3 protein-coding genes and 2 pseudogenes are annotated in these 13,443 nt (G+C 42.9%); all 5 read left to right on the top strand.

The genetic code is table 11. The features are described from left to right. On the top strand, nt 1-1,993 hold a 1,993-nt coding region (locus JFL43_RS21685; RefSeq protein ID WP_234447957.1), incomplete at its 5' end, for a condensation domain-containing protein. A 37-nt stretch (nt 1,994-2,030) separates the two neighbouring features. Beyond that, nucleotides 2,031-9,569: pseudogene (locus tag JFL43_RS21680) on the top strand (amino acid adenylation domain-containing protein); the annotation flags it as partial. Nucleotides 9,570-9,614: 45 nt separating this feature from the next. Beyond that, a pseudogene (locus tag JFL43_RS23675) lies at nt 9,615-11,045 on the top strand (non-ribosomal peptide synthetase); the annotation flags it as partial. Beyond that, nucleotides 11,046-12,701 carry a condensation domain-containing protein gene (locus JFL43_RS23670; protein ID WP_456119776.1) on the top strand — a complete coding sequence of 552 codons (1,656 nt, stop codon included), beginning with the start codon at nt 11,046-11,048 and terminating at the stop codon, nt 12,699-12,701. An 18-nt stretch (nt 12,702-12,719) separates the two neighbouring features. Continuing rightward, nucleotides 12,720-13,443 (top strand): hypothetical protein (locus JFL43_RS21675; protein WP_200750659.1); only part of this gene is annotated, 724 nt, incomplete at its 3' end.

Here is a 13,443-nt window from a genome sequence, read left to right as displayed (position 1 = left end):
GTTTTTCGGACGTTCGGACGATCAGGTGAAGATCAGAGGGAATCGGATTGAACCGAAAGAAATTGAAGCGTGTCTATTAGAAAATCCGGACATTGATGAAGCCTGCATCCTTCCGTTAAAGGAACAAGAGGAAATTCAATTATGTGCATACTATGTCTCAAAAGAAGCAGTCCCTGTTGAATCGCTGAAACGCTGGCTTTTCGATAGATTACCGAGATATATGGTACCTGCTTATTTCAAGCATCTTAAATCTATTCCATTAACACCAAATGGAAAAATAGATAAAGCCGCGCTGCTGCAGAGCAGCTGGGTGGAAAAAGAACAGATAAAACCAATAGAAATTCACCAGCCAAAAACAGAAGAAGAACAGGTTTTAGCGGACAGCCTGAAAAAAATATTGGCTGTAGAAACACTCGGACATTCTGATGACTTTTTCAGTCTCGGTGGTGATTCTATTAAGGCCATTCAACTTTCAGCAGCGATACGCAGCAGCGGATATGAATTAGCTGTCAAGGATATTTTAGAAAATCCTGAAGTGCAATATATGAGTAATTTCATAAAACAAAACATAGTAAAAATCGAACAGAAACCAATTGAAGGACCCGTAGTCCTTTCTCCAGTACAGCATTGGTACTTCAAACATCTAAAAGGACACCGTCACTTTAATCAATCCGTTCTATTACTTTCTCAAGAATGGGAGAAAGAGGCAGCAGAAGCAGCTATAAAAAAAATCATGGATCATCATGATGCTCTCAGAATGGTTTTCGATATACAGCCGGACGGCCCCATCGGGCAGATAAACCTTTCCTTAGGCCAGTATCCATATTCATTGACAACGGCAGAATGTCCACAGGATGACTACAAAACCTGGATCAAGGAAGAATCAGAATTCCTGCAGTCTTCTTTAAACATTGAGAAGGGGCCCATTTTGCAAGCTGGCCTTTTCCATACAAGAGCCGGAGACTTCCTTCTATTGGTTATTCATCATCTGGTGGTCGACGGGGTATCTTGGCGCATCTTACTGGAAGACTTCCAATCAGCCTATACGGCATACAAAAACAATGAGAAGCCAATCCTCCCGGAAAAGACTACTTCTTATCAAGAATGGACTAGCAAGCTGGAAGCATATGGACAGGCCGGAATAGATCAACCAGAAATTTCATACTGGCAGGATGAACTGAAAAAAATTTCTCGGCTTCCAAAATCCAACTATGTTGCAGAAAGAAAGATGAACGAAAATCGGACAATCTGCTTGTACTTAGAAAAATCGGACACTGACAGCTTGTTAAAACAAGCCAACGAAGCCTACAACACAGAAATAAATGACCTTCTGTTAACAGCCCTTGCTCTTGCTTCCTATGATATGTGGCCGCAAGAACAGTCTCTTGCCGTCAATTTAGAGGGGCACGGTAGAGAAGATATTTTAGAAGGAATTAATATTACCCGAACAGTCGGCTGGTTCACTACCCTATATCCCGTAGTGTTTGAATTGGAGAAACTTACAGATACGGGAGCAGGCGTCAAGTATGTAAAAGAGAAACTTCGGAAAATCCCTCATAAAGGCATTGGGTTTGGGATTGACCGATATTTGAATAACCGAAATACAAAACACCATTCTTCCTATCCAGAAATGAGCTTTAATTATATGGGCCAATTCGGCGTAGCAGACAGCAATGAAAAAGAAGCCTTCACTTTATCAGAGATAGATCGCGGCAGTGAAGTAGGCATGGACTGCCCAAGCCCGTTCTCACTTTCTATAGAATCCGTCGTCATGAATGGAAAAATGAAAGTAGAATTCATCTACAGTACACTGGAATTTGAAGAAAAAGAGATAACAAGTTTCTCCCGGTGTTATATGAATCGGCTGCAAGAGATTATCCGCCACTGTGAAGAGAAAGAGGGAGCTGAAATGACACCGAGTGATTTCAGCTCTGCCGACTTGGACAGTGAGACACTGGATCAAATCTATGACCTTTTGGGCGATTTAGTTTGATGGCTGACAGCAGGATATCGGAATTTAATCGTAAGGAGTGAGTAAACTGGTTGCTAAAAATCAAATCAAAGATATTTATAAATTGACCCCCATGCAGCAGGGCATGCTGTATGACTTAATGTACCATGAAAAAACAGATTCATATATTGAACAATTCAGTTTTAAAGCAGAAGGCCGCATCGATCAGAAAATTTTCGAAGAAGCCGTAAATTTACTAATAGACCGCTACGATGCGCTTCGTACTGTCTTCATCTATAAAAATATTAAAGAACCAGTTCAGGTGGTGCTGAAAGAAAGAAAGCTGACAGTCCGTTTTCAGGATCTTTCAGCGCTTGAATCAACAGAACAGAAGACGTTAATCAAAGAATGGCAAGACAGCGATCGCAGGAAACGGTTTGATGTATCAAAGGATCTTCTTACCAAGGTGTCATTATTTGATTTAGGACAGAAGCAGTATCAAATCATTTGGACCTTCCACCATATTATTTTAGACGGATGGAGTTTAGGAAACATTTTACGGACCTTCGCTGAAACATACGAATCACTGCTAAAGAAACAGCCAGTGGCTTTTTCATCGGTAGGTTCATTTGCTCCTTATGTCCAATGGATGAACCGGCAGAATAAAAAACAATCCCTCGCTTTCTGGGAAAACTATCTAAAAGATTGCGATCAAGCAATGGATCTTCCTCGAAAACTGGTTGCTCCAGCAGATGAATACCAGCTGCAGGAATTGAATTTTACCATAAATGAAGAATTGGCTAGTTCATTCGAAAATCTTGCTCGGCAACAGAGCGTTACACTCAGTACGGTGTTTAATGCTCTTTGGGGGCTGACTCTGCAGAAGGCGTCTCATACAGACTGTGCTGTTTTTGGGAACGTTGTAGCAGGAAGGCCGGCAGAATTACCTGGTGTTGAAAACATGGTAGGTCTGTTCATCAATACCATTCCAGTGAAGGTAAAAAGAAAAAAAAACCAAGACTTTATCAGCCTTGTGAAGGAACTCAATAAAGAAGCGCGGCTTGCTGATACCCATCACTTTTTACCCTTATCAGATGTGCAAAATACATCGCCCTTGCAACAAAACCTGATTAATCATGTTATCGCGTTTGAAAACTATCCGATCGATTCTTTAATAGATGAAACGACAAACTTTGGATTTCAGCTTAAAGAAATAGAAGCATATGAACAGACAAATTACGACTTTAATATTGTCGTAATGCCGGGAAAAGAATGGCATGTGAAGTTCGGATACAACGCCAATGTATACGAAGAAGCATTTATTCGTTCTTTGCAGGCATTATTCATCGGACTGGCTGAACAAATTGCTGCCAATCCGGTGCTTTCCTTAAAATCCATTTCTGTAGTGAAAACGGCCGGAAGGAAAGAACAGGATATCGACACACCGGCCCGTTTCCGGACAATGGCCGAAGCTTGGCGAGAACAAGTCAGCCTCCATGGGGAGAAAATAGGATTTTTCCATCACGAAAGGTCTCTTTCGTATTCAGAATTAGATCAGGAAGCTGATATGATCGCCCGGCAGATCCTCAAATACGGGAAAGGGCCCGGCAAAGTTATCGGCCTGTTAGCTGAACCGTCACTGAAAATGATTGCAGGGCTGATCGGAATTCTAAAATCCGGCAACAGCTTTTTACCGCTTGATCCTAAAATGCCTTCTGAACGGATCCAATACATAGTAGAAGACAGCCAGACTTCTCTAATCGTTGCTCAACGGGATCTGAAAACGCATATTCCGAATAATGTTGATATTCTAACCCTGGAAGAAATGCCGGAGGAGTCCCATGCCTCTTCTGTTTGGCCGCAAATGCAGACCGAAGATGATACAGCTTACGTGATTTATACATCCGGAACATCAGGAAAGCCGAAAGGCGTACCTGTGATGCATAAGAGCATCATTAACTATGCTGAGTGGTTCCTCGAAGAAGCACATTTGGAATCCGTAAAAAGTGTTCTGTTATCATCTCATGCCTTTGATCTGGGATATACGGCTATTTTTCCAGCTATCTTAGCCGGCGGGGAACTCCATATTCTCGATGAAGAAACCCGTCATTCACCAGAAAGAACCATTCAGTATATCGCTGATCATGAGATTTCCTATATTAAAGCAACTCCATCTTTATTCAAAACATTTGTCCATTCTCCGAAGTTCGAGAAAGGACTGTTGCAAAATCTCAGCTTAATTGTGCTGGGCGGAGAGTCGGTAATCCTAAATGACTTGGAACGTACTTTTAAGTACTATCCACATATAAGAATGATGAATCATTACGGACCAACAGAATGTACAGTAGGTGCTGTCGCCCAGACCATCACACGAAACACCTTTGACTGTTTTCAAAAAAATCCGGTCATCGGAAAACCGGTTTCCCATATGGAAGCGTACATTTTAGATATAGATCAGCAAGTTCTGCCGAATATGATGCAGGGCGAGTTGGCTTTAAGTGGAATCGGCCTGAGCAGAGGCTACCTCCATCAGGATGCACTGACATCGGAGAAATTCATTGATCATCCATTCCACAAGGGCGAGAAACTTTACCTCACAGGGGATAAGGGACGTATTTTGTCCGATCGCACTATTCAATTTATGGGGAGAATCGATAATCAAGTTAAAATCAGAGGGTACCGCGTCGAGCTCAGAGAGATTGAAAAGGCTTTGCTAGATCAAGGTCTGAAAGATGCAGTGGTCATCCTTCAGAAAGATCCGATCAGTCCTTATTTATGCGGATATTTTATCAGTAAGGAACAGCAGGATCTGTCACATATACAAAAGAAACTGGCTTTGAAGCTGCCGGAATATATGATTCCCTCCCGTTTGGTTCAATTAGAAGTCATGCCGTTGACACCCAATGGAAAAATCGATAAAAAATCACTTCCGATACCGTCTGCCGGCCAGCTGTCCAGAATGACCTACCAGGCTCCTTATACCAAAACGCAGAAGGCCTTGGCATTGGTTTGGGGAGAGATACTAGAAGTTGAACAGATCGGTATTTCTGATAACTTTTTCAAACTGGGTGGCCATTCCCTGAGAGCGATGCTGCTGATCTCTCGGATTCATATGAAATTCCAAGTGGACATATCACTCAAGACCGTATTTCAAAATCCGACGATTGAACAGCTGAGCACCTGTATTGAAAATGCCGAAAATCGCCGGGAAAACAGGATTCCGCTCGTTGGGGAGCAGGATTTCTATCCAGCACCTTCGGCGCAGCAACGATTGTACGCCTTGTCCAGCTACGATACGGGAAGTATTCATTACAACATGCCCCATGTATTTCAACTAGAAGGCAGCCTGAATCGATACAGGCTGGAGGCTGCTTTTCAGTTATTAGTTGATAGGCATGAATCCCTGCGAACATCGTTTGACATCATAGATGAAATAGTCGTTCAAAAGATCCATTCTTCTGTGCGCATCTCTTTTACTTATGAAAAATGCAGTGAAGCCGAAACAGAAGAAAAAATTCAGGCATTTATCCAGCCATTTCATTTAAAACAGGCTCCCTTGATTCGGGCCGGACTGCTAGAAGTCGCAGCGGACCGGTATATTATGATGTTTGACCTTCATCATCTTGTGACTGATGGAGTTTCAAATGGCGTATTGCTCAAAGAATTAATGGCCTTATATGAAGGTGAATTGCTCCCGCCTCTTAAACTGCAATATAAAGATTATGCTTCGTGGGAAAAAAACTCCTTTCCACCAAAAAAAATGGCGGAGCAAGAAGCCTACTGGGAAAGGGTCTTTGAAAAGGAGATCCCAGAGCTTCAGCTTCCATATGATTTTTCCCGGCCGAGCTTAATGAATTTCGAAGGAAACCGGTTAGAATTTCAGCTGGATCCCCTCTTGGCAGACAAGCTGCGGGAGACTGCTAAAAATACAGAAACCACCCTTTATATGCTCTTACTAAGTGCTTATAATATTCTGCTTGCCAAGTATAGCGGCCTCGAAGACATTGTAGTGGGAACAGTTGCAGCGGGCAGACCCCATGCAGATGTTCAAAATATGGTAGGCATGTTTGTAAATACTCTGGCACTTCGAAATCAACCGGAAGCAGGCAAAACGATAGGGACGTTTCTGACAGAAGTAAAGGAACATGCCTTGGAAGCATTTGAATACCAGTACTATCCATTTGAAGAACTTGTACAGAAACTCGGCTATTCCAGAGATGCTAACCTGCATCCTATTTTCACCACTATGTTTGTGTTGGAAAATATGGACATGCCAGAAATGAAGATAAACAATCTTACAGTTCAGCTGGGCGAATTTGATTTTCCTGCAGCAAAGTTTGATTTGACACTAATGGCCGAAGAACGCGGTCAAGACTTATGGTTCGGCTTAGAATACAGCACCCAATTATTTAAGCCTTCTACTATTGAACGGATGAGGGAACATTATATCTGCATTCTTGAAGCCATCACTAGAGGATTAGACCAGCCGATTGGCTTGCTCGACATAAAAAGTCCTGCTGAACAAAAGATGGTGACATCCTTCAATAAAGTGCCGGGCTGCGCAAGTACCGGCCGGACTCTGGTAGCTCTGTTCGAAGAACAGGTATCCAAGAATCCTGAAGCTGTGGCATTGATCCATGGGAATATCAGGATGAGCTATAGGGATTTGAACGGTAAAGCAAATGCTCTGGCCTATATTCTGCGGGAAAAGGGAGTCAAACGGGAAGACATAGTAGCGTTAAGAATGGATCGCTCTCCAGAGATGATCATTGGGATCATTGGCATATTAAAAGCTGGGGGAGCTTATGTACCGATAGATCCTGGTTATCCGGCAGAACGAACCGCATTTATGCTGTCTGACAGCGGTGCTTCTCTACTGTTAACAACTCCCGAGACTGCCATTTCGTCATCATCAGCATCATATACATTTACATGCAATGGCCTTGAAGGTATAGATCTTAACCCTGAAGTCGTAAATGAACCGTCAGATCTTGCCTATATTCTTTACACATCAGGAACCACCGGGCATCCGAAAGGAATTTTAACCAAGCACAGTAATATTACGCGTGTAGTAACGAGCACAAATTATATCCGTATCACTGCCGAAGATGCTGTACTTCAACTCTCTAATTATGCTTTTGATGGATCGACTTTTGATATATACGGCGCTCTGCTGAATGGAGCCCGGCTGGTAATGATCGACAAAGAAACCGTCACTAATTATGAAGAGTTATCTTCCATCATCGCCAAAGAAAAAATAACCGTTTCTTTTATGACTACGCCCCTGTTTAATGCCTTTTTGGATATTGATCCTGCCGGATTAACCGGACTGCGTAAAATCTTGTTTGGAGGCGAACGGGCATCTTATGTGCATATTAAGAAGGCTTTGGGGGTGTTAGGTCCCGGTAAGCTGATTCATGTATACGGCCCTACCGAAGGAACGGTATTCGCTACGTATTATCCCATCAATAGCTTGGCTGATATTGGTGAAACTGTTCCAATCGGCTACCCTTTATCCGATACAGAAGTCTATATCTGGGGGAAAGACGGCCAACAACAGCCGATCGGTGTGCAAGGAGAAATTATCATAGGCGGGGCAGGGCTCTCCCGAGGCTATCTTAAACGGACAGATTTAACCGAAGAATATTTTATCAAAGACCCATTCCATCCGGACAGAATGTTTTACCGGACAGGAGACCTTGGCAAATACCGTGAAGACGGTGCCGTCATATATTTGGGACGGATCGATGACCAAGTAAAAATCAGGGGACACCGCATCGAGCCGGAAGAAATTGAAAAAGCGATGCAGGAACAGCCCTCGATTATTGAGGCTGTTGTGATTCCTTATCAAGACACTACGAGCTACTTTTTATGCGCTTACTTTACCAGCAGCCAATCCTGGGATATTCAGCGTTTACGGGAAACAGTAGCGAAACATTTGCCGGATTATATGGTGCCGGCCCATTTCATCCAGTTAGATGCTATGCCATTAACGGCGAATGGCAAACATGATAAACGTTCATTTCCGAAACCATCAGAAGGTTCTAAGGCAGACGTCGGGTACCTTGCTCCGCGGAATGAAATGGAAGAAAAGTTGGTTGCAATTTGGGAGCAGCTGTTTATATCCCAAAAGATCGGCGTCCAGGATGACTTTTTCCGGTTGGGTGGGCATTCTTTAAAAGCAATGGTGCTGCTGTCTAAAATCCAAAAAGAATTTCACGTTCAGATTTCGATTAAGACATTGTTTTTAAATCCTACCATTGAAAAACTGGCTGTCTGTATAGCAAATTCACAAAGAGCCACAGAGCACGCTATTCTGCCTGTTGCCGTCCAAAACTATTACACAGCGTCTTCTGCGCAGAAAAGACTGTACGCAGTCAGCCGGAATCACTCGGAAAGTGTTCATTATAACCTTCCGAATGTCTTGATTGTGGACGGAATGATTGATCGTTATTTATTGGAAAAATCGTTTAAGAAGCTTATAGAGCGTCACGAAGCGCTCCGAACTACTTTTAAAGTCGTAGATGGAAAAATTGTCCAACTCATTCATCGGTCTGCCGAATTTACACTAAGATTCGAAACCTGTCAGGAAGCAGAGCTTCAAAAAAAAATCGAGTCCTTTATCCTGCCTTTTGATTTAGAGAAAGATAGATTATTCCGGGCTGGTCTTTTGTACACAGACACCGATAAAAGCATCATTCTCTACGATGCTCATCACATTATTGCAGATGGTGTATCACTCAGTTTACTGCTCGGGGAACTAAAACGATCCATTGAAGGAGAGGACATATCAGCGCCGCCGCTGCAGTACAAAGATTATGCTGCCTGGGAACAAAAAAAACTGAAGGAGACAAGGGAGACTCAGGCTCAATACTGGTTAAAGGTTTTTGAAGAGCCTCCTGGAGAACTTGCACTTCCTTATGATTATTCCCGTCCTCCGGTGCCTTCGTTTAAAGGCAGGCGTCTAGATTTTATGCTCGATGAACACACAGCAAAAAAACTTAAAGAGATTGCAAAAGCAAGCGGGGCTACGCTTTATATGGTGCTGTTAAGTGCTTACAATATTCTGCTCTCCAAATACAGCGGAGAAGAAGATATTGTAGTAGGAACCGCAACGGCTGGAAGATCACATGCAGATGTGCAAGATATGATCGGAATGTTTGTCAATACCCTGGCTCTTCGAAATTATCCAGCTGGAGAAAAGTCAGTCCATGATTTTCTTCAGGAAGTAAAAGCTCATACCCTGGAAGCCTTTGAACATCAGGATTTTCCTTTAGAAGAACTTATTCAGCAGCTGGCTCTTCCAAGGACGGCGGAGCGGAACCCGCTGTTCACCACAATGTTTGTCCTTGAAAATCTGGATATGCCGGAATTCAAGTTATCCGGCCTGTGTATGCAGCCGTATAACTTTGAATTTCCTATTTCTAAATTTGATCTTACACTTCTTGCCGAAGAACAGGAAAATACGCTTTGGTTCCGTTTTGAATACAGTACAGATCTATTTATGCCGGAAACCATAAACCGGATGAGAGATCACTTTCTTACTATCCTAATGGCGATTACTCACAACCTAGACACTTTGATTGCATCCATTGATATTCTCACCGCAGATGAAAAGAATCATTTGCTCCATGACTTGAATCAAACGCAAACAGAATACCCGGTGGATTCTACACTCGTTACCCTATTTGAAGAACAGGCCGCTAAGACGCCGGATGCTGTAGCAACCATATATCCAGATGCGTCCCTTAGTTATAAGGAATTAAACGAAAAAGCAAATAGCGTCGCTCGAGTGCTTCGGGAGAAAGGGATAACCCGTGAAGTCATCGTCGCCTTGTTAATGGATCGAAGTCCGGAAATGCTGATTGGTATGCTCGGCATCTTAAAGGCAGGAGGGGCCTATTTACCCTTGGATCCCGAATATCCCGAAGAGCGGATTGCCTATATGTTATCTGACAGCGGAGCTGAACTGATGATAACTAAAGAACACCTGCAGCAAAAGGTTTCATTGCCGTGTGAGGCTCTCACGCTGAATTGGAAAGAACTCGAAGCCATCGACAATCTTCCATTGATCAATACCGCAGCTGATTTGGCTTACATCACTTACACATCTGGCACTACTGGAAAACCGAAAGGCGTAATGGTCGAACATGGCGGAGTAGCTAATACGTTGCAATGGCGCCGAGATGCATACGGATTGACTGAACAGGATTGCGTTTTGCAGGTTTTCTCGTATGCCTTCGATGGATTTTTAACCAGTTTCTTTACGCCAGTCATTTCAGGAAGCAGCATGATCATGCTCAATGAATTTGAGTCTAAAAGCCCTGCAGACATTGCCCGAGCGATAAAAGATTATAAAATCACTCATTTTATTATGGTTCCGGTGCTGTATCAGGAAGTATTAAACTATTTAACTCCGGAAAGCGGTAGATATATAAAAATCGTAACACTCGCAGGGGAAAAAACCTCCCGGCAGTTAGTCCGGAAAAGCAAATCGATCTTGACTCAAACCAAACTCTTTAATGAATATGGGCCAACCGAAAACAGTGTGGCCACGACTCTTAAAGCAGATTTGACAGAAAAAGATATACCGTCTATCGGAAAACCCATTGCGAACACGCAAGTAATCATCACTGATCGGAACGGGAACATGGTCCCTAAAGGAGTAATCGGCGAATTATGCACGGCCGGAAAAGGAGTAGCCAGAGGCTACTTGAATAATATCGACTTAACCAAAAAACGCTTTGCCTCTTATCCAGATGTAAGAAACCAGAGGATATATAAAACCGGAGATCTAGTGAAATGGATGCCGAATGGCGAACTCGAATTTCATGGAAGAATCGATAATCAAATTAAATTGCGGGGCCTGCGTATTGAGCCGCAGGAAATCGAAAACATTCTCCAGCAGCATGAGCAGGTTGATCAGGCGGTAGTGACCGTATGGAAAAATAAACAAGGCGAAGATACCTTATGCGCCTATTTGGTTCTCTTTGAAGAAATACCGATTCTTGAATTCCGTGAATACTTAGCGGAAAAAGTCCCGCGGTTTATGGTTCCTCCCTTCTTCGAAAGCGTCAATCAGCTTCCGTTGACGGTGAATGGAAAAATTGCCTACGACCAGCTTCCAGCTCCGCGAGAAGCAATACTTGCTGCACCGTATCAAGCACCGGTCACTCGAACGGAACAAAAGCTTGTAGAGATTTGGAAACAGACTCTCCTGAAAGAGGAAATCGGCACACTGGATCATTTCTTCGACGTAGGAGGAGATTCTTTAAAAGCCGCGATCATCATTTCAAAAATTAAAGAAGAATGGAACAAGCAGATCACTTTTGAAAATATCTTTACACACGATACGATCAAAAGTTTCTCGGAATGGTTAAGCAGAGAAGAGGAAGACAAGCTCGACGTCATTGAAGCCGTAAAGCTGGATGCTTATCCGCTTTCTTCCGCCCAAAAGCGGATGTTTATCGTCCACCAGTTTAATTGCAGCAGTACAGCTTACAACATACCTGTCACTCTGCAACTGGATGGGGACATACAGGTAACTAAAATGGAGCGGGCACTGCGTGAACTGATATCCGTCCACGCTGCATTACGGACATCCTTTGTATTAGGAGACAAAGAACCTCTCCAAATTGTACAGGAGGAAACTGCATTTTCTTTGGAATATGCTGAAGTAGAAGAAAAAGATGCAGAAAAGGCCGTGTATTCCTGGATTCGTCCATTTAATCTTCAACAAGCTCCTTTGTTCAGGGCTCTGTTGATCAAAATACAGGAACAGAAATACATGCTGTGTCTGGACAGCCACCATATTATCTGTGACGGTTGGTCCATGAATCTTCTCCTTGATCAGCTATGTCGGCTTTATGACGGAGAATATGTTCTTCCTGAAAAACTGCAATATAAAGATTACGCGTATTGGCAGCAGATAAAATTCTCTGATCATCTGCAAAAACAGGAAAAATATTGGTTGGACATATACAAGAATATTCCGCCTACTCAGCTGCTTCCTGCCGCTAAAGCAGTAGACATAAGAGAAGTAAAAAAAGGAGCTTCCGAAACACAAACAGTAAACGAGGAATTAAATAACCGGCTGAAAATATTTGCTACTGAAAATAATTTATCCCTATTTACGGTCTTATTGGCCGGCTACTATGTACTGCTTCATAAATATACCGAGCAGGAAGATCTTGTAGTAGGAAGTGGAACTGCTGGACGACATCACGGTGAAGTCCAGTCAATGGTGGGGATGTTTGTCAACACGTTGGCTTTCCGAAGCTCTATACAACCTGAACAAAGCTTTCAAGACTTCTTGATTAACGTGAAAGAAAAGGTAATCGGAGGGCTGTCTAACCAGGATTATCAATTTGAAGACCTCGTTGATCAACTGGGTTTACCAAGAATACAGGACAAAAATCCATTATTCAGCACAGTCTTTGAATTACAAGATACTGGCGAGAAGCAGCGGTCTACGAGAGATTTTACATTGAATTACTATGAAATGGATTTAGAAACAGCCAAATTTGACCTATCTCTCTTTGTAATTACCGGCAGTGGCGAAATGAAGATTTCTTTCAATTATGATGTCCGTCTATTTACAAGAGACGCCGTTCAGGGTCTGGCTTCAGATTACATCTATATACTGGATCAAATTGTACAAAAACCGGCAGGGAGACTTTGTGACATTGAAGTGATGCACGAACAGCACCCAACAGAAATGCTGGAAACAGCAGATCCATTTAACTTTTGATTATAAAAGGGGGATACCATGGCTACGAATAAAACAGCAGTTATTGAACAAGGCTCAAATTGTCTTCCTCCTGCTGACAGAGGAAGCATAAAGAGGCAGGATGAAAACCCGGAACAAGCCATTATCTGCAGCGAGATAAATGAAGCCGAAACGAAGACGCTACTGGAAATGAGCAGCTATTCGCTGGGAGGATTATTCGCTATGCTGGCGAGCAGCGCTGTACTGGCTCTGCATCAAAGCCTTTCTCCGCTGGAGATCATCGTACCGGATACCCAAGATCCGGCACAAAACTACGGCTGCTTATCTTACGAGTGGGGAGAAGCGCTGCCATATAAAGAATTCCTAGTGGATATCTATAAAGGCCTGAAGGCCTTGCACCCAGATGGCCAAAACAAAAAAGCAAACAGAGTTTTTATGTCGTTAGAAAATATCCATGAAACTCCGGAAAGAAACAGGCCAGGTGCTGTACTGGAAATTTCGTTCCGTTTAAACAAAGACCGAGTAGAGATATTCTTTCATTCCAATTCCTATGAAATTAGCAGATTGGCAGAAAAAAGGCTGCATCACATATTAAGACAGATTACAGAAAATCCTTATATGCAGATTAAAGACATCTCTCTTGCTGGAGAGTATGAACTGACCCTTCTTCAACAGTTTAACCCGGGAGGTACACCATATTCTGACACACAGGTACTTATAGAACTGTTTGAAAATCAAGTGCGCAGAACACCGGATCAGACAG

Origin of the sequence: Viridibacillus soli (assembly GCF_016612995.1) — a bacterium.
Classification (GTDB): domain Bacteria; phylum Bacillota; class Bacilli; order Bacillales_A; family Planococcaceae; genus Viridibacillus; species Viridibacillus soli.
The sequence above is the reverse complement of the archived record's forward strand: the minus strand, read 5'-3'. Positions and strand labels throughout refer to the sequence as shown.